The organism is Paenisporosarcina quisquiliarum (genome assembly GCF_027563315.1).
Lineage (GTDB): Bacteria > Bacillota > Bacilli > Bacillales_A > Planococcaceae > Paenisporosarcina > Paenisporosarcina quisquiliarum.
In genome coordinates this window covers 276,045-293,707 of the sequence record NZ_JAMKBJ010000001.1, presented here as the reverse complement: position 1 = coordinate 293,707, position 17,663 = coordinate 276,045, and the positions used below count along the sequence as shown (strand labels likewise).

Sequence of the window (17,663 nt, the reverse complement as noted above, 5' to 3'; positions counted from 1 at the left end):
ATTCATTGTACAATAAAAATGTAGAAAGAGCTTCGTTTTTTTAAGTAGGAGGAATTATTATGGACATGCATACAGTGATCGGCATTGGTTTATTACTTTTGCTTGCGTACTTGACTTCTTTAAACTTTACAGACTAAACAAGAAAAGCTGCCTTCAATTATTGAAGGCAGCTTTTTCTATGAATCCATAATGAAATTTTGTATTTGGGCGTTTGATCTGGTTAAAATCAAACTCTTCAAACCACGGTGAAGTATAATGTGCTTTTAATACAACACGTTTTTTTGCAACTCGTTTCGCTTCGTGGACCCATTCTTCGTTTAAAGTATCCTGAATCCCCAAAGCCCGTAATGGACTGATATTAACTGACTCCTCTATTGAAGTTTCGAACATCGGATCCATATAAACTACATCAACTGATTGATCTTCTAATTGTTTTAGATAAGTGACAGCATCAGAAGAGATTATCTGAATACGATTCATAAGTGTTTTAAATTCCATGTGATCAGTTCGGCCCTCATGAAAAGCTTCATTTAAAATAAATGCAAGAACAGGGTTTGCTTCACATCCGTGTATTGTACCCGTTTCACATACTGCATATGCGGCCAATAAGCTATCTGACGCATAGCCAAGTGTACAATCCAGGAAAGAGTCCCCCGGTTGCAGCTGACACACATCTAGAAATGGATCATGTTCACCACGAGCTACTCGTTTCAATCGGAACATCGCGGAACTCGGATGGTAAAAGAATGGTTCCGTTGACTTTAATCCGTGATATTCCCACCGACTCTTAGCCGCTACAAGCACATCACTTTGATAATGTTGCTGTAATTGTGTAACGGTTCTTTTCTGACGGTCAATATAAGGCAATCCCAACTTACTGGAAGCATTTTTTGCTAGCTGTATCGTCAAATCGGTTGGCCTGCCGGCAGTGGTTACTATCGTTTTCACGCAGTCGTAACTTGGTTCAATACTTGAACTAAATGATCTTTGATTTGTTCCATCGGAAATCCTTCGATTTGTTCACGAGGAATGAAGTAAGCTAACTGACCATCTTTAACAATGGCAATGGATGGTGAGCTTGGCGGCACTTCTTCAAAATAAGCGCGCATTTGATATGTCGCTTCCTGATCTTGTCCTGCAAAAACGGTTACAAGATGTTCAGGTTTATTTTGCACTTCAGCCAAAGCTTCAGAAACTGCAGGTCGTGCTAATCCAGCTGCACATCCACAAACTGAATTAATTACAACTAAAGATGTTCCATTAGCCTCCGCCATATGTTCATTCACCATTTCGGCTGTCGTCAATTCCTTAAAGCCAACATTCACTAGTTCCGCTCTCATAGGTTTAACGACTTCTTTCATGTACTCATCGTATGCATTCATCTATTTCGCCTCTTTCGGTTTTAATTGCTTTATTTGGCAATAATCTTTTTCATTCTTTATCATAACGTGTATTTCAATAGATTTCACTTCTTCAATATTTTTTACATGTTATTTTTCAATAATTCCATGCTGGGCATTTCTATTCAAATTTTCGAACATGTATGAGACACCTTTAATTACATAAAGTGAATAATGAGGTGACTAACATGAAAAAAACAAGCCTACTGGGACTCTTTACACATCTTCATAGTAATATTCATTTATATCTCCCTAATACATATTCCTTTCTCAAAACTCATTTCTATAAAGCGTGCATTTCGAATATACATTTACATAGTATTAATTTAGTCACTATTAAACCTGATTTTTATACATATTAGTATATTGAGTAGTATGGAATAGAGGAGATGAAAGCGTTTTATAGAACTTATTATGGATAGTAAAGAGAAAAGGAGTAAATGAAAAGTGATTAATCAAATAGTTCCAGCATTAATTTCTTTTGTAGTTGTTTCACTTTTATCTCCACTATTAATAGCTGTTTTGAGACAACTTAACCTCATTCAACCGATAAGAAAAGAACTTCCTTCAAATCATCAGTTAAAAAAAGGCACTCCGTTAATGTTTGGAATTATTCTGTTTGTAGGAATTATAGTATCAATTTTTATTTCTCCTACTCCATTAATGTATTTTTTGTCTATTACCTACATTCTTTTTAGTTTTATTGGGTTTTTGGACGATTTTTGGAAAGCTTCTCGTCAAGATCCAGAAGGGGTATCAGGTAAGACCAAACTTATTTTCCAATTTATTTTTACAGGTACTTTGCTTTTTTACATGATCAACGAAATGGGCGTAGACACCAGTATTAATATTTATAAAAATATTTCCTTGGAGCTTCCAATGGTGTTATATATTTTTGTCATCACATTATTTGTCGTAGGATCTGCAAATGCCATTAACTTCACGGATGGATTAGACGGTCTTTTAGGAGTTGTTGCAATCCCTACATACTTTTTCTTTTTTATGGTTTCAGAAAGAGCAGAGGTGCAAATTTTTAGTTTAATTATGATCGGATGTTTACTGGGCTTTCTCATTTATAATATATATCCTGCCAAAGCTTTTATGGGGGATACGGGCTCATTGGCTATAGGGGGATCGCTATCATTTCTTGCTGTTCTGGAGAAAGTTGAAATCTTAATTCCCATTTTGTTCTTTATATATTTTGCTGAAGTACTTTCGGTTATTTTGCAAGTTTCGTCATTTAAACTAACTCGTAAGCGTATTTTCGAAATGACACCGATTCACTATCACTTTGGCTTAAAATATAAGTGGTCTGAAAATACAATTGTCACGTTTTTTGGATTTTTTTCTTGGTTTTGTGTTTTTATCTGTTTAGCTTATTGGAGATTTTTTCTAAATCCTTAAATTAAGTTATAATCATCCCAATTTCGTTCACTAAGCTAGCTCAATGATGTCGGACCAAAAATAGACTATTCAATTGAATGGGTTAAGCAAAAAATGTTAGCAAATGTGATACGAATCACACATGCTAACATTTTTTATAAACTTATATATAAAATCTACTGATTTCTCGCTTCCGTCATTTGTTTCCAGACAGAGCCTTTTGCTTCTTCGCCTTGCTCGATACGGGCAATCGCCATATTGACTTGGAGCTTCACTTCAAATTCAGGATCTTCTTTTGCTTGATGAAGAGCAGGTAAAGAACTTTCAGTTCCTGTCTCATATAAGAACATTGCCGCGCGCCAGCGGACAAGTTTGTTTTTATCAGCTAATGCATGTTGCATCGCGTTTTCAAATTGGGGGAAGCCAAGATCGCTCATGCAATCCCCTGCTGTCCGTCTAACTGATGGACTTTTATCATGTAACGCCTTTTCCATATAAGGAATGACTTCTTCGTTATCAATCATACCTAGATAAACGGTTGCTAACCTGCGAATGGACATTTGTTCATCTTCCAATGCTTTGGCCAGTAATGGCAAGTCTTCGACAGATGGGTCTGCCATTTGATCGAGCAATTGGAATCGTTCTTCCCATGCATCAACTTGGAATTCTTCGAGACTTATTTTTCGACCACGAGCAATACCTTCATTTTTTGGACTCTTCGCTGCTTCAACCAACTGACTCAGACGAGCCTCCGGATAAGTAGCTTCGATTTCTTCTTTAATCTGAGCTGCTATTTCTTTTTTCTCACCATAACGAACACCGAAATCTGCCCATTTACGTTGCAAAATATAATTTTCATCCTGATCTTGCATGCTTGCATTCATGGCTTCTACAAACCGGGGAGATAATCCGATTCGTTCTTCAGAAGTTTGGTCAAAAACTTTTACTTGTAGCGGAATTCCTTTGATTTGTTGTACATGTACATAGACTTCCCCGAAGTGCTCGTCCACTTGGACTCCATTTGAAATGGCTTGGTCATTTTCGCCAAATACGTTTCGTACTTCAGCTAATATTTGTTCCCAGTCATTTTTAGCCAATCGTTCAATTGCTAAAAAATCCGCAACATGATAGATTCCTTTAACGCCAGGTATATTTAAAATGGAGACGATTTCATTAGGTGCCTCTGAACTTTCATCCTTTTTATAATTAAAGCTTTTTCCAAAAGGAAGTTCATGGTCTACGATTACTTTCATGGTATTCGGACTTGGTGTCGGTTCAATTGTAAGTATTTTCACGGAAAACGCCCCCTACTTGGATAGTATTAAGACCCAATAATTTCTTGCAGGTAACCCCATCGTTCAATTAAGTGATTATATTGCTCATTTAATGCTTCTAGTTGGTTCGTTGCTTTTTGCAATTTTTCAAAGTCTGCACCAGCAGATTCTACTTCTTTTTCCGCAACGATGATTGCCTCTTCTATTTTTTCAATATCTGATTCAATGGTTTCCCATTCTTTTTGCTCTTTAAAAGATAATTTTTTCTTTGGTTCTTTCGTTTTAACTGGTTCTGGTTGTTGTTCAACAATAACTACTGGTTCAACCAGAATTTCTGGTGCTTGTTCAAGGAAGTCAGAATAAATCTCTTGTACTTCTCGTGTATTTCCTTTTCCATCAAGAACCCATAACTTTTTCGCGATTCGATCAAGGAAAAAGCGATCATGAGAAATTGTAATTACAACCCCGGGGAATTGTTCGATGAAATCTTCCAGCACTGATAATGTTTGAATATCCAAATCATTTGTTGGCTCATCCAGTAGCAAAACGTTTGGTTGTTCCATTAGAAGTTTAAGCAAATGAAGTCTTTTGCGTTCTCCACCTGACAATTTCCCAATTGGAGTTCCGTGAACTTTAAGTGGAAACAAGAATCGTTCTAGCATTTGGGCAGCAGAATGCCTTACTCCATCGGAACCTTCAATATCATTTGAAGATTCTCGGACATATTCAATCATACGCGTATTTGGATTCATTGGAGGTATCGTTTGCTCAAAATGAGCAATTTTAACGGTTTGTCCAACACTCAATTCTCCACTATCAGGCAGTATTTTCTCTGCTAACATATTAATTAGCGTACTCTTACCAGCACCATTCGGTCCGACAATACCAATGCGATCACCAGGCTGTAATAGGAAAGAAAAATCTTTAATGATTTGTTTGTTTTCATATGCTTTTGATAGATTAATTCCTTCAAGTACTTTCTTCCCTAAACGAGTTGTAGCTAGATTCATTTCTAAAGATGTGTTGTCATTGTGGCGTTCCATTTGCTCATCCAATTTATCAAACCGTTGGATACGAGCTTTTTGTTTTGTTGTTCTTGCCTTGGCTCCACGACGAATCCATTTCAACTCTGAACGGAAACGGTTTTGTAGTTTTAACTGAGAAGACGCAGCCATATCTTCACGAATAGCTCTTGCTTCTAAATAATCTCCATAATTTCCACGATGTGTATACATGGTTTGGTCAGCAATTTCATAGATATGTGTAGATACTCCATCTAAAAAGTAGCGATCATGGGTTACGAAAATAATTGCACTTGATAGACGCGCTAAACTTTCTTGCAACCATTTTGAAGATTGAACATCGAGATGGTTTGTTGGCTCATCTAGTAATATTAAATCTGCTGGTTCCACTAACACTTTAGCTAATGCAACACGTTTAAGTTGTCCGCCAGAAAGTTCATTCACTTTACGGTCAAACATATCTATACCAAGGTTTTGTAATGCTGTCTTAGCCATCGAATTAATATCCCAAGCATTATTTAAATCCATTTGAGATTGGATTTCCATGTACGCATCTTGATATTCAACAGAAGAGGAATCTTCACTTAATTTATTTAAAGCATCTTCATACTTTCGATTCGTTACTAAAGCAGGTGAATCTCCACTAAAGACAGCTTGAAGTACGGTTAAATCATCATCAAACTGAGGATCTTGCTCTAAAAAAGCAATACGGTATTGATTTGGATGGTCCATAGATAAACTGTCTGCCTCAATTTGTTTTGAAATGATTGATAGGAAGGTTGACTTTCCTGTTCCATTGACACCAATTAACCCTGCTCGTTCACCAGCATAAATTGTAAAATCAATGTTTTCAAATAATGTCTTTTCTCCTACTGTCTTTGTTAAATTTGAAACTATTAAATGACTCATTTTTCTTCACTCGTTTCTATTTTCAGCTGGTCAATAAATGCCAACATAAATTCATGACGCTGTAACGCTAATTTTTTTCCTGTTTCGGTTACCATTAAATCTTTTAATAAGAGTAATTTCTCGTAAAAGTGCGTCACGGAAGATGTTTTTTGCGATCGGTATTCTGATTCGGACATGTTCATTCTTGCTGCTTCAGACCAATCGTACAACTTTCTACCCTTAGCTCCGCCATAGGCAAACGTTCTGGCAATTCCCACCGCACCGATTGCATCCAGTCGATCCGCATCACGAACAATCTTGGCTTCAATTGTTTTGGCTTCTTTCTCATGTCCACCACTGAACGATACCGATTCGATAATCTCTACAATTTTTTGGCGATCACTTAATGGTAAACCAAGTTCATCCAGAATGGCATTTTCTTTAGCTTTACCTTCACTGCCACTGTATTTTACATCACTGACATCATGGAGAAGTACAGCAAGTTCTATTAAATCAGTACGAACTGCGCCTTCTTCCTGACTGATGATTTGTGCGTTTTTTCTTACGCGTTCAATATGTTGAAAATCATGACTTGCGTCAAATCGATTGTAAATATCTTTTACTAGTAGTTCGCACTTTTCAATCGTATTCAATTAGATCTTCCTTCCTTAACGGACAAATAAAGTTCACTAATAGTATCATTGCATAGATGCAACTAAAATCGCAACAGAGTGAATTGACAGAGAATTGACTACTTTCGACAATTCATGTATAGTATAGCCATCCATTCGCAGAATATTTTGTTATATGCGGTTCTGGAAATTGACATTTCACTCGAATATTATGAGGAGGAACGTTCATGCACCAAGGCAAAGTAAAATGGTTCAACAATGAAAAAGGTTACGGCTTTATTGAATACAATGATGGTGAAGATGTGTTCGTCCATTTTACTGGAATCCAAGGTGATGGGTTCCGAACGTTAGATGAAGGTCAAGTTGTCTCCTTTGAAATAATAGACGGCAACCGAGGTCCACAAGCCGCAAATGTCTTTTTGATTACATAATAAAGTTGACCCACCAATCAATCGATTGGTGGGTTTTATCTTGTTTATTATTTCATTTTTACTTTGTTGAGCTCTTGCCCCAAAAATTGCAATTGGTCACCAACGGTACAACTATTTATACAAAAACGGTGCGCCATCGTTTTACCACCGTTCAGTTTAAGTTCTCTTTTAATGAAGCAACCGTCGCAATAAGTCTCAAGCAAATCATCAATTTCACTGATAACTGTCATTTTGTTCAAAATTGCTTCATCCTTTCATTACAATTGAAACACGTCGTTGCTTTTCAATCCTTAACTTAAGAAAGTGCTACTTTATCTTACACCCTCGTTGCATTTGCTTGCAACTGACATTATAATAGTCAAGTTGGAAAACAACACGTTTTTTCGCGGTTCGTAAACATCCCGCGTTATCAAAACTACAGGAGGATTTTTATGTTTAATGAAATGCTTGGCTTAGGATTTGCAATAGTCAACATGCTATTCGTGTTGATCTTGTATAAATTTTTTGGCAGAACTGGCTTATTCGTCTGGGTTGGATTTGCTACTGTTTTGGCAAATATACAAGTAACAAAGCTAATTGAAATTTTCGGTCTGACGGCTACACTTGGAAATGCGATTTATGGCAGTATTTTTCTAGTCACTGATATATTGAACGAAAAATACGGAAAAAAAGAAGCTAAAAAAGCGGTATGGTTAGGTTTTATATCTCTTTTAATGATGACGGTCATCATGCAAATGGTGCTCTTGTTCCAACCAGCTGCTGACGATTTTGCACAGGAATCCCTATCCACAATCTTTGGATTGATTCCTCGAATCGCGCTTGGTAGTATGATTGCCTATCTCGTCAGTCAATACACTGATGTACTTATATTCAGCTTCTTGCGTAAGCTGTTTCCGTCGGATGGCGCATTTTGGATTCGTAACAATGGATCAACAATGCTCAGCCAATTACTTGATACCCTGATTTTCACTTCCATTGCATTCTGGGGAGTTTATCCGACAGACGTTTGGTTAAGTGTCTTTATCTCTACTTATGTATTGAAGTTCCTCGTGTCGATCCTTGGTACACCATTTGGATATATCGCCAAGCGAATGACACCGGTGGATGAAAAATAAGGAGTTGTTTTCATGCTTGAAGTGTATATTGATGGAGCAAGCGCAGGGAATCCAGGCCCGAGCGGTATCGGAATTTTTATCAAAGGCGAAGGTCATCAACTACGTTTTTCTGAATACGTAGGGATTTATGATAATCATACGACAGAGTTCATTGCCTTATTACGAGGACTTGAAGAAGCACAGAAACTTTCAAAAGAATTGATTTCCGTCAGATCAGATTCACAGATTGTCGTTGCTGCCGTAGAAAAAAGATACGCTAAAAATCCTGTTTATAAAGACTTACTTGATAAGGCACTTGAAATTGCCGATACATTTGATTTTTTCTTTATTAAATGGGTTCCCGACAACTCTAATCTTACTGCCGATCAATTAGCACGGAAAGCCATTCTCAATCAAAAGGACTCATAAGCGTTTACCGCTAATGAGTCTTTTTTTGTTTTATAAGAAGTCTTCATGGGAATATCTTCATGACATAAATGCACAAAAAAACAGATTCTCCGAAGAGAATCTGTTTATAGGTTGTTCTTAAAATTAAGCTTTGTTTACGTTAGTAGCTTGTAGGCCACGTTGTCCTTGCTCGATTTCAAAAGTAACTTCTTGACCTTCGTCAAGAGATTTGAAACCTTCGCTTTGGATAGCGCTGAAATGTACGAATACATCGTCTCCGCCGTCACGTTCGATGAATCCAAAACCTTTTTCTGAGTTAAACCATTTTACTTTACCTTGTTCCATGTGTGTTTCCTCCTCGTGTACTAAGTACACATTGTGTTACTATCCTTGCTCAAATCGTGGAGATAAAATCTCTTACAAGTCTTACTCATATCCGAACAAAAATAATCCTCTATTAATGTAACATGAAACCCAGGGTAATGCAAATGAAATGTTGATGTATTTTTATAAAAATCAGTTTTTAATCACGTTTCAGTTTCCATCATATTTGCTTAAAAGAGCACCTATCGCGCCACTGTATCCATTATCCTTCAGAAAAACAGGTGTGCGGTTTTTACGTTTTGTATAGCTTCCAATAATCTTTTGAAGTGGTTCGTTTTCAGCTAAAGTCGACCCAATGTACACAATATGTTCCATTTTTTCAGCATCGGCACACTGGATGCTCAAAGTTGAAATCACTTCTCCTACCAGACCTTGAACAGTAGCTAAAATATCTTCTTTAGATCGTTCCAGAAGTGGTCTTAAACCTGCGTCCCCAAAATTACTTGCAGTCAACCCACCATCAATCGGCGTTTTATTCCCGTAATAAATATCACTAACTAACATGTCCACCTCAGAACGGCTGCCACTTGCCGAAAGCTGTACAATTTGCTCAAACTCAAAAATGCCAGTCATTAACGCTGACATTCCCAGTAACGTACCTCCACCAATACCAGTTCCAGCAATTCGAACGTGAGCATCCCCTTTCAGCGAGTGAATGGAGGTACCTGTGCCAATATTGGTAATGACGCCCTCGGCAAAATTTTGACCATCCTTTTTCAGCTGATATTTGACACCAGCAATGGTTGCGTCGAATTCAACTAAGTAATGGAGATTTTTATGTGACCTTAAAAAAGTTTTTAATTGTTCTGCACGTCCCCCAGTTAAACCAATTTGAATATCTTCTTTAAAAGAAGCAATCCAGTCACTTACTTTTTGTAAGTCAGCTGAAGGGAAATGTAACAATTTCAACTGTTGGTCATCTTCAAAGTAGGCGATTTTAGTTAACGTACCACCGACATCTATTCCAATTGCTTGTACCATATCTATTCTCCTTTAAACACATGAAAAAGCGTCGCTTTCGTGCGACGCTCAAAATTGTTATGCGCGATTACTTTCTGCAACCTGTTTCACTCGTTCTACAAATTTTACAACCACTTTGTCATTTGCAAAAACCAAGAACAGTTTAATAAACCATTTTAGCGGTTTGTTTGTAGCTGTGTAAACAAATTTCGTTTTAGCATCAGTCAGTGATTCTACTTCGTATTTTGCGGTTATATCAAATAATTTTGCCAGAGTAAATGCAACTTTCATGTGTTTTTCAGTAGGGGTATTTTTGTACTCAGTCACGTGTACATCATAAGCTTCCACCCTCTTGCCTTCGCGGTATTCTTGACGGAAGACACTGCCAACAACTTCTTCTGTTATCTGTACGGGTGTATTGCTTACTACGTTTGGCATAATTTGTTGCATTTTTTCCAAATCTCCGTCCAAATACTGCCACACAGTCTCAATCGGTGCTTCAATCACTATCGATTTCGTCCATTGTTTCAAGTGGACACTTCCTCTCAAACTTCATACTTTCAGTTTAGAGAATATTCCACTTTTAGACAACCTCTTATTTTCGATACACATGTATTTTGTAAGCACTCCATTGTTCTTCCAGCTCTCTCATGTGGACTGTTTTCCAAGGATTGAAAAATACTTGCCCATTCTTATTGAAAAAGTAGTTTTTATCAATGTGGAAGCTTGCATGAACGATTTGATTCTTTTCATCTTTCCACACAAGAATATCGTGTGGGAAAATGGCATCCATGGACAACGGAACTTCTTTGTATCCCAATTGTGTAAGTCCATTTATAAAAGTGGTCGGATGAACCCATTCCTTGATAATCCAATCAAGGGTGTAGCCTGCCTGTATGGATGCTGCAGCAAATAACGTGGAAGATAAGCAATTTGCGCCGTGCGAATTTGGATAAGTGTTTACATACGTACTTGTTACACTTTCAGTGGGAACATAGGGATCAAATATTCCGGGCGTATCATAATCAAAAGCTATCCGGTTCAATAAATCCGATTTTAATGATTTTGGCAATTGATTCCAAACTTCTTTTTGGATAGCAATATAAACACGATCATTCGAAACAAATTCGTAAGGAGCCAATAGGGTTTTAGCAGGCTCTCTGAGAATGCCTTCGAAATAACGGGCTTCAAATACAAGTCCTCTTCCTACTTGTTGCTGGATTTTTAATATCGCTGTTCTAACCGATTGGTTTAATGATGGAAAGACACGGTGTGGCAGTACGACAACTGTGGATATATCTTGAGATAATGTCCAGTACGTATAACTGCTCCCATATGATACCGCTTTATATGTCGGGTGTTTCATAAATTCTTCTTTGGAGAACAATAAACAGTTCATGCCGAATTCTTTCAGTAAATGGAGATCTTGGTCTCTTAGAAAAAATACATCTTTCTCTGGGACGAATGCCTCTTCCCATTTTTCCAGTTTGCCTTGACTTAAATTAATTCGTTTACTCAAAAAAACCACCAACCTCTATAGATTCCTACCTATACTACCAATCTTTCATGACGTTCGTGTAACATTCACTTAACAATCAAGCCTTGTTGAACCAATGGAAGATTTTTCGCAATCAAACCATTGTCTAAGATTGTTTGAGTTACCAATTCTTTAGAAGTTTCACCGAATTGCAGAACAAGTCGGTCTAGTTTGATTTGAACGATGTGACCGACGCCAAATTTTTTATGGACTATTTCTATTCCGACTTTCATTTCGCTCACTTTGCGGATGGTATTCGGATTTTCGGGCTCTGATTGTTCTTTTAAGGTTTCGAGTTGTTTTGCATTTTTCAGGAGTATGCCCCTTACTTCGCTGATAAATCGTGACTCCACTTTCTCTTTCCCATCTTTCTCGGCATACGTTAACAATTCTAGATGCTTCCGTGCTCTTGTCATGCCAACATAAAATAAACGTCGAGCTTCCTCAAGCTTATCGTTGTCCCGCAGATCTTCATCTGATGGAATCGTACCATTATGACAATCAATCATATAAACATGATCGAATTCCAATCCTTTAGCACTGTGAAACGTAGATAGCGTAACTGCGTTTGGATCTTTTGTTTTCTTTGCTTTTTGCGTAAGTTCATCCAATTCTTTTAAACGCTTAGCAAATGCCTCCATCGTCGTGAAAGGTTCAGCGATTTGTTCTAGCGTCCGGATCATATCCATTAACACTTCTATGCGGAATCCGAATTTTTCAGCTCTGTTGTTTAAGACTTGTTCATAGCCTAGTTGTTCTTTTATCAAACGGATGACGCTCTTCGGTCGGGAATTTTTCATTTTTTCATAAACGTTTGCATAGTTTTGCAACGATTGCACTTGATAATCCTTTAAAGGTACATGTCGAGATAGGAGCTGAAAAACATTACCTGTATCTTCGACACGTTCAAATTTCCGTATTTGATCATTTGATAAATATAGATTGAACTTACGTGCTATTTTAAGAAAAATATCTTTCCGCTCTAAATTAAAACTTAATCTCATGAAATTCAAGATATCTTCGACTACCCAATGTGAAAAAAATCGCTGATCGACATCCTTCATGTAAAAGGGAATGCCTCTTCTTTCCAATTCACTTATATATAAAATAGCACTCGCATTGTTTCGAAATAGAATGGCAGCACTGCCCGTTTCCTTTAAGTCAAGTAGACCATAAATCACATACCTCATTTGGGCCTGATCATCATGAAGTTGTTTTAATGCAATATCTAGAGACGGTCCATTTTCCGTAAACATTTCTTTTTTGTATCTGCTTTTATTCCTTTTTATAAATTGATTCGCAACCGAAACGATGCTGGAAGATGAACGATAGTTTTGTTCCATTTTCAAGATTTTGGCTTTTGGATACGTGTCCTTGAATTTTAATAAATAGGCAGGATCAGCAGCTCTCCAAGAATAGATCGTCTGATCATCATCTGCAACGACACATAAGTTTTGATGACTTGTAACCAGCTTTTCTACGATTGCATGTTGAATTCTTGATGTATCCTGACTTTCATCAGTTAACACATAATCATATAGATTTGAGAAACTTGCCATTATGTTTTCATCGTAAGTTAAAGCTTCATACGCAAGAACCAGTAAATCATCAAAATCCAGCCAAATATGTGCAGGGTTTTGGGTTTTAATTGCTTCGTATTGTATCGTAATTTTCACAGCTTCCGGATTTGGCAGTTCTTCGTCTTTCCATTTGGTCTGAGGAATCATTTTGTTTTTAATGAAACTAATGAATTGAACCATCTCTTGCAGTTGGTCGTCAGAACAATCTTCTTTCAGTAATTGTTTATATAAATCCTTCAGTATTTGTGATTTCATCGGCGCATTAGTATTTGGTGTTCCTTCTATTAAGGTGAAAGCAATCCCACGACTTTTTAAATAACGCGAAGTTATAGAAAATGCCAAACTATGGATGGTTGAAAAAGCAGGTTGATTTAATGAAGGGAAAAACTGCTCAAAGCGCGTTTTCATGTCGTTCGCTGATGCACGACTGAATGTAATAGCTTTTATTCGTTTCGCTTCGAAGCCTTTTTCTTCAATTAAATATCCGATTCGCATAATCAATGTGGTTGTTTTACCTGAACCAGGGCATGCCAATAACAGCAATGGCCCATCGGTTTGACATACTGCTTTTTGCTGCACTTTATTTAAATGAACGTTATGTAATTTTGCTTGTTTTTCAAAAAACGATGACATACGAAAACTCCTTTTCAAAACAAAAAATCGCTATCTTGTGGAAGACAACGATTTTACATATTTTTGAGTATAACAGAACACTTATTCTGAGGCTAATGTTGATAATTTCCTCTTAAACTGTGTGATATCTCTATTAAGCGTGAATTGCCTTTAGTGTATTTCCTGATTCGAGGTAACTTTTCAAGTTGCTCAAAATAGCTGGCCATCCATTGTTAAGCCCCCAAAACGTATCCGAATCATCCACAATGTCGCTCTCCACCAAGTTTGAATGAATCAATGTTAGTTTCACTGTTTCTTCGAGTTCTTTAATTAAAAATGTAACGACCGTAGGCTCATTGCGCAAAGTTGGATCTTCTGGGGATGTCCATGTATAGGATAACTTTTTACACTGCTCAAGTTCTAGCAAGTCACCCGTTACATCCAGTTTAGAGTCTCTAAAAAAAGTGATATTTTCTCCAACTTGCCAAGTGGACTGAACTTTACTGTTAAAGAAATATAGTTCAGTATCTTCACTAGTAGTCAGTGCTTGCCAAAGTCGATCCGGATTGGTGCGGATATACGTGGTATAAACAAATTTTTGGTTTGACAATTCTATCACTCCCAGTAAGTATGTTATAGTAAATTCAATTGATTTTAGTAATATTATACTTCATGAGAAGGTGAAAAGATGCCCCGTTTCAAACATGGCGTTCTATTATTTAATGGACAAGCTGGGCAGGACTCTGCAGAGCAAGCACTAGCAAATGTAGTGCCAGTCATCGCGACTCATTGTCATAAACTAACAATCGTTCAGACTTTATCTCCTGAAGAATTTAAACAAGCATGCATGGACGCTTCGTATGCAGATGTTTTATTTTTGATGGGTGGAGATGGCACGCTGCACACAGCTGTTCAAGTATTGGAAAGAATCGAGAATTTCCCCATCATCGGTTTGCTTCCTGGAGGCACCTGCAATGATTTTGCCCGTACCCTAGGCATTCCACCATTTCTTAAAGAAGCGGCAGAGGAAATTGTGAATGGAGTCATCCGAGATGTAGATTTAGCACAAATTAATGAAGGGCTCTTCATGAACTTTGCAGGAATTGGGTTAATTGCGGAGGCATCAGAAAATATTAATCCTGATCTCAAAGGGAAATATGGTAAGCTAAGTTATTTCATGAGTGCGTTCCAATCGTTCAAACAAAGTGAACCTTTTCCTATTCATTTAGAGATTGATGGTATTACTTATAAGGAAGAAGCTGTCATGTTGCTTGTTATGAATGGGAAATCAATTGGAACCCATCGCTTCCCTCTAGACATCATTGACCCTTCGGATGGCCAATTGGATGTGGTCCTCATTCAATCGTCAACAATGACAGCCATACGCGAATGGTTCTCTTTGTCTCAACCGGACGTTATGCCAGACGATTTGATGAACGTGACACACTATACCGGTAAACACATTGTGATTCAAACAGATGAACCGAAAAATGTGGATATGGATGGAGAAATTTATTTACAAACACCTGTCGAAATTACTGTAAAGCCAAAAGCCATTCGGTTTTTAGTACCAGCCGACACCAATTAAAAACACAGCTGCTATAATTAGGCGGCTGTGGCAAAGGAAGAAAATGTTGATTTCCATTCCGGCGCTTGCTTTCCGCGGGCACGGCCTTAGCCGCTTCACTCGCTCCGCTCGCTGCAGGGTCTTCGGCTCGTGCTGTTCCCGCAGGAAAGATATTGGTCTAATGGCCAATATCTTTGCGACGAGTAATCGCAGGAGCAATCTTTTTTGCGACGAGTAACCGCAGGAGCAGCATGTTTTCGCGCGCCTGCACTCCAATCAACAGAACGCTCTCTGTCAGCGTTTCTTTTGAAAAAATTATTAAAGTAGGAAAGTGGTCGGCTATTTCTGAAGACTCCTGCGGAAAAAACGGAACTAGCTAGACCCCGCAACTCAGCTGTCCGAGACAGCTGAGTTGAGGAGGCTTGCGTTTCGTCCGCGGAAAGCGAAAGAAATAGGCGTCCACCTTCTCTTTTTATAGAGTACAAGTAGGAAACATAGATTTTTATACCGATATATTAAATTAATATTCTCATGTCTTCAAAAAAACACAGCTTCCCTAATTAGGAAGCTGTGTTTTTTTGTTATTTTGTTTACATAATAATATTATCTCATTATTTATTGGCGATATGAACTTTTAGAAGTTTTCCTTTAATCGTCGTGTTTCTCATTTGCTTCAATACTAGAGGTCCTTTACCATTCAATATTTCCACATAAGAAACATTGTCTTGGATCGTAATAATGCCGATATCTTGTGCAGTCATTCCATCCAATTTTGCAATGGTTCCGACAAAGTCCACAGCACGGATTTTCTTTTTCTTACCACCGTTAAAGTACAGTTTTGTAATATCTTCATTTAACTGTTCTTTTTTATCGACCTTGATTTCAGGTTGTTCATTCATTTTTTGTTTAAAGGCAGCCTTTGCTTTCACTACTCGTTCTTTTGAAGGAGCATCTTTCACCGGAATATCAAAGCCGATATACTTTTCAACCGATGCAAGGAAACGATTCTCATACGGTGTAACAAGTGTAATCGCTTTTCCGACTTCCCCTGCTCTCCCTGTTCTACCTGTACGGTGAACATAGCTTTCATTTTCTAATGGCATATCATAATTGATCACATGGGTAATACGGTCAATATCAATTCCACGAGCCGCAACATCGGTTGCAATTAAATAACGGAAATCTCCACGTTTAAAATCATTCATTACATCGAAACGCTCATTTTGTTCCATCCCACCATGAATTTTATCGACTGTATACCCTTCGTCATCCAATAAGTCCACCAGTTGATCGACATTATCTTTTGTACGGCAAAAGATGATACAGCTGTCTGGATTTTCAACCATTGTAATGTCTTTTAACAAGGCGAATTTCTCTGCTTCTTTTACGATATATACTGAATGGTCAATTTGTTGGTTCACATTTTCTGTCTTTTCAATTTCAATGTCCAAAGGATTGTCCATATATTTATGGCACAGTTTCTCCACATCTTTAGGAAGTGTTGCTGAGAACAACATGGTTAATCTTTTTTTAGGCAAGTGACTGATAATGGATTCAACCAATTCAATAAAGCCCATGCTCAACATTTCGTCTGCTTCATCAATGACCAGTATTTCAACCTTGCTTAAATCCAGTGTGTGGCGTTCAATGTGATCCATCACTCGACCTGGAGTTCCTACAACGACATGCGATTTTTGTTTTAACTCTGTACGTTGGAAAGCAAACGGCTGTTTTCCATAAATCGCAGTTGCTTTAATTCGCTTAAAACGACCAAAACTCATGATATCTTGCGAAACTTGCATGGCTAATTCGCGTGTGGGTGTTAATACTAAAGCTTGTGGTTTGTTTTCATCCCAGTCCACCAACTCACAGATAGGGATACCAAATGCAGCTGTTTTACCGCTTCCTGTTTGTGATTTTACTGAGACATCTCGCTTTGCCAACGCAGTAGGAATCACTTTCGATTGCACTTCAGTCGGTGATGTAAATCCCAATCCTTCAAGTGCGCGAATTATGTCGTCTGAAATACCAAAATCTTTAAAATGTGTGTTTGTCATTAAAATCTCCCTTTATTTAAGAGTTTTACACTCTTCTTTGTATCTTCAGTATACCAATGAATCGGGCGTGATAGATTAAAACAGAAAACTATGTTATAATAGAAACATATTAACTTCATAATACGACAAAATCTCATGAGACTCATTCGACTCGTTTCGAGCTGAATGTAGTCGATATGACATCAGTGTTATAGAAATGGGGAATTCAGATGACGTTCCAAAAACATGAAAAAGAAGTATCCGAATTTGTACAAGCACGAAGAATTCGTGAAAAAATCACATTCGTTCGTCGTGATGTAGAAGTTGAAGGGGCAATTTTCAAAATCCTTGAAAATTCATGCATCGTTGAAATTTCTCAAGAAGACGCAAAAAAAATTGGTGCCGCATCAACATTAACAGTAGTATCACATAAAAATTATAAAGTATTCTCATAA

General features: G+C 37.6%; 19 protein-coding genes. 6 read left to right on the top strand and 13 right to left on the bottom strand.

What is annotated here, in order from left to right:
• Positions 1-153 precede the first annotated feature (153 nt).
• Both M9R32_RS01455 and M9R32_RS01450 read right to left on the bottom strand, forming a co-directional pair.
• The gene (locus M9R32_RS01455; protein ID WP_269924956.1) at positions 154-948 is read right to left on the bottom strand and encodes a class I SAM-dependent methyltransferase; all 795 of its coding nucleotides are present in this window, start codon (positions 946-948) and stop codon (positions 154-156) included.
• Positions 945-1,382 carry a BrxA/BrxB family bacilliredoxin gene (locus M9R32_RS01450; RefSeq protein WP_269924955.1) on the bottom strand — a complete coding sequence of 146 codons (438 nt, stop codon included), beginning with the start codon at positions 1,380-1,382 and terminating at the stop codon, positions 945-947. Before M9R32_RS01450 ends, M9R32_RS01455 begins: the two co-directional genes overlap by 4 nt.
• 465 nt (positions 1,383-1,847) lie before the next feature.
• On the opposite strand from M9R32_RS01450, the gene mraY reads away from it, so the two are divergent.
• The gene (gene mraY, locus M9R32_RS01445) at positions 1,848-2,804 is read left to right on the top strand and encodes a phospho-N-acetylmuramoyl-pentapeptide-transferase (protein ID WP_269924954.1); all 957 of its coding nucleotides are present in this window, start codon (positions 1,848-1,850) and stop codon (positions 2,802-2,804) included.
• 155 nt (positions 2,805-2,959) lie between these two features.
• Here mraY and M9R32_RS01440 read toward each other — a convergent pair whose 3' ends face one another.
• The 3 genes from M9R32_RS01440 to M9R32_RS01430 are packed head-to-tail and all read right to left on the bottom strand — an operon-like array spanning position 2,960 to position 6,620.
• Positions 2,960-4,078, bottom strand: a complete 1,119-nt coding sequence (locus M9R32_RS01440; RefSeq protein WP_269924953.1) for a virulence factor — start codon at positions 4,076-4,078, stop codon at positions 2,960-2,962.
• Between the two features lie 26 nt (positions 4,079-4,104).
• On the bottom strand, positions 4,105-5,988 hold the full coding sequence (locus tag M9R32_RS01435; protein WP_269924952.1) for an ABC-F family ATP-binding cassette domain-containing protein: 1,884 nt from the start codon (positions 5,986-5,988) through the stop codon (positions 4,105-4,107).
• Entirely contained in the window at positions 5,985-6,620 is a 636-nt protein-coding gene (locus M9R32_RS01430) for an HD domain-containing protein (protein WP_269924951.1), read from the bottom strand. The genes M9R32_RS01435 and M9R32_RS01430 overlap by 4 nt, the downstream gene beginning before the upstream one ends.
• A gap of 206 nt (positions 6,621-6,826) precedes the next feature.
• Between M9R32_RS01430 and M9R32_RS01425 the strand changes: the two genes are divergently transcribed.
• Complete coding sequence (locus tag M9R32_RS01425; protein ID WP_269924950.1) at positions 6,827-7,030, top strand: cold-shock protein; 204 nt, start codon at positions 6,827-6,829, stop codon at positions 7,028-7,030.
• 47 nt (positions 7,031-7,077) lie between these two features.
• Here the strand turns inward: M9R32_RS01425 and M9R32_RS01420 are convergent, their stop codons facing one another.
• Positions 7,078-7,269 (bottom strand): zinc-finger domain-containing protein, encoded by a 192-nt coding sequence (locus M9R32_RS01420; protein ID WP_269924949.1) that lies wholly within the window; start codon positions 7,267-7,269, stop codon positions 7,078-7,080.
• A 192-nt stretch (positions 7,270-7,461) separates the two neighbouring features.
• Between M9R32_RS01420 and M9R32_RS01415 the strand changes: the two genes are divergently transcribed.
• Together M9R32_RS01415 and M9R32_RS01410 are read left to right on the top strand one after the other, a co-directional pair.
• Complete coding sequence (locus M9R32_RS01415) at positions 7,462-8,145, top strand: queuosine precursor transporter (protein ID WP_269924948.1); 684 nt, start codon at positions 7,462-7,464, stop codon at positions 8,143-8,145.
• Positions 8,146-8,157: 12 nt separating this feature from the next.
• Positions 8,158-8,553, top strand: a complete 396-nt coding sequence (locus M9R32_RS01410; RefSeq protein ID WP_269924947.1) for a reverse transcriptase-like protein — start codon at positions 8,158-8,160, stop codon at positions 8,551-8,553.
• 123 nt (positions 8,554-8,676) lie between these two features.
• Here M9R32_RS01410 and M9R32_RS01405 read toward each other — a convergent pair whose 3' ends face one another.
• The 6 genes from M9R32_RS01405 to M9R32_RS01380 form a co-directional block, all read right to left on the bottom strand.
• The gene (locus M9R32_RS01405) at positions 8,677-8,877 is read right to left on the bottom strand and encodes a cold-shock protein (protein WP_016427350.1); all 201 of its coding nucleotides are present in this window, start codon (positions 8,875-8,877) and stop codon (positions 8,677-8,679) included.
• 189 nt (positions 8,878-9,066) lie between these two features.
• Positions 9,067-9,897 carry a type II pantothenate kinase gene (coaW, locus tag M9R32_RS01400; protein WP_269924946.1) on the bottom strand — a complete coding sequence of 277 codons (831 nt, stop codon included), beginning with the start codon at positions 9,895-9,897 and terminating at the stop codon, positions 9,067-9,069.
• 57 nt (positions 9,898-9,954) lie between these two features.
• The gene (locus M9R32_RS01395; RefSeq protein ID WP_269924945.1) at positions 9,955-10,407 is read right to left on the bottom strand and encodes an SRPBCC family protein; all 453 of its coding nucleotides are present in this window, start codon (positions 10,405-10,407) and stop codon (positions 9,955-9,957) included.
• Between the two features lie 64 nt (positions 10,408-10,471).
• Positions 10,472-11,404, bottom strand: coding sequence for a hypothetical protein (locus M9R32_RS01390; RefSeq protein ID WP_269925112.1), 933 nt, complete (start codon positions 11,402-11,404; stop codon positions 10,472-10,474).
• A 56-nt stretch (positions 11,405-11,460) separates the two neighbouring features.
• A complete protein-coding gene (locus tag M9R32_RS01385; protein WP_269924944.1) occupies positions 11,461-13,626 on the bottom strand; it encodes an ATP-dependent helicase in 2,166 nt (721 codons plus the stop codon).
• Positions 13,627-13,759: 133 nt separating this feature from the next.
• Positions 13,760-14,215 (bottom strand): SRPBCC family protein, encoded by a 456-nt coding sequence (locus tag M9R32_RS01380; RefSeq protein ID WP_269924943.1) that lies wholly within the window; start codon positions 14,213-14,215, stop codon positions 13,760-13,762.
• A 78-nt stretch (positions 14,216-14,293) separates the two neighbouring features.
• On the opposite strand from M9R32_RS01380, the gene M9R32_RS01375 reads away from it, so the two are divergent.
• Positions 14,294-15,193: a diacylglycerol/lipid kinase family protein gene (locus M9R32_RS01375; RefSeq protein WP_269924942.1), complete on the top strand. Its 900-nt coding sequence runs from the start codon at positions 14,294-14,296 to the stop codon at positions 15,191-15,193.
• Positions 15,194-15,783: 590 nt separating this feature from the next.
• On the opposite strand, the gene M9R32_RS01370 is transcribed toward M9R32_RS01375, so the two are convergent.
• Positions 15,784-17,229 (bottom strand): DEAD/DEAH box helicase, encoded by a 1,446-nt coding sequence (locus M9R32_RS01370; protein WP_269924941.1) that lies wholly within the window; start codon positions 17,227-17,229, stop codon positions 15,784-15,786.
• A gap of 209 nt (positions 17,230-17,438) precedes the next feature.
• On the opposite strand from M9R32_RS01370, the gene M9R32_RS01365 reads away from it, so the two are divergent.
• Complete coding sequence (locus tag M9R32_RS01365) at positions 17,439-17,663, top strand: DUF2187 family protein (protein WP_016427358.1); 225 nt, start codon at positions 17,439-17,441, stop codon at positions 17,661-17,663.

Coding starts and splice junctions, on each gene's coding strand:
- M9R32_RS01450 (WP_269924955.1), bottom strand. CDS start 1,382: ATGAATGCATACGATGAGTACATGAAAGAAGTCGTTAAACCTATGAGA.
- M9R32_RS01435 (WP_269924952.1), bottom strand. CDS start 5,988: ATGAGTCATTTAATAGTTTCAAATTTAACAAAGACAGTAGGAGAAAAG.
- M9R32_RS01425 (WP_269924950.1), top strand. CDS start 6,827: ATGCACCAAGGCAAAGTAAAATGGTTCAACAATGAAAAAGGTTACGGC.
- M9R32_RS01415 (WP_269924948.1), top strand. CDS start 7,462: ATGTTTAATGAAATGCTTGGCTTAGGATTTGCAATAGTCAACATGCTA.
- M9R32_RS01410 (WP_269924947.1), top strand. CDS start 8,158: ATGCTTGAAGTGTATATTGATGGAGCAAGCGCAGGGAATCCAGGCCCG.
- M9R32_RS01405 (WP_016427350.1), bottom strand. CDS start 8,877: ATGGAACAAGGTAAAGTAAAATGGTTTAACTCAGAAAAAGGTTTTGGA.
- coaW (WP_269924946.1), bottom strand. CDS start 9,897: ATGGTACAAGCAATTGGAATAGATGTCGGTGGTACGTTAACTAAAATC.
- M9R32_RS01385 (WP_269924944.1), bottom strand. CDS start 13,626: ATGTCATCGTTTTTTGAAAAACAAGCAAAATTACATAACGTTCATTTA.
- M9R32_RS01375 (WP_269924942.1), top strand. CDS start 14,294: ATGCCCCGTTTCAAACATGGCGTTCTATTATTTAATGGACAAGCTGGG.
- M9R32_RS01370 (WP_269924941.1), bottom strand. CDS start 17,229: ATGACAAACACACATTTTAAAGATTTTGGTATTTCAGACGACATAATT.
- M9R32_RS01365 (WP_016427358.1), top strand. CDS start 17,439: ATGACGTTCCAAAAACATGAAAAAGAAGTATCCGAATTTGTACAAGCA.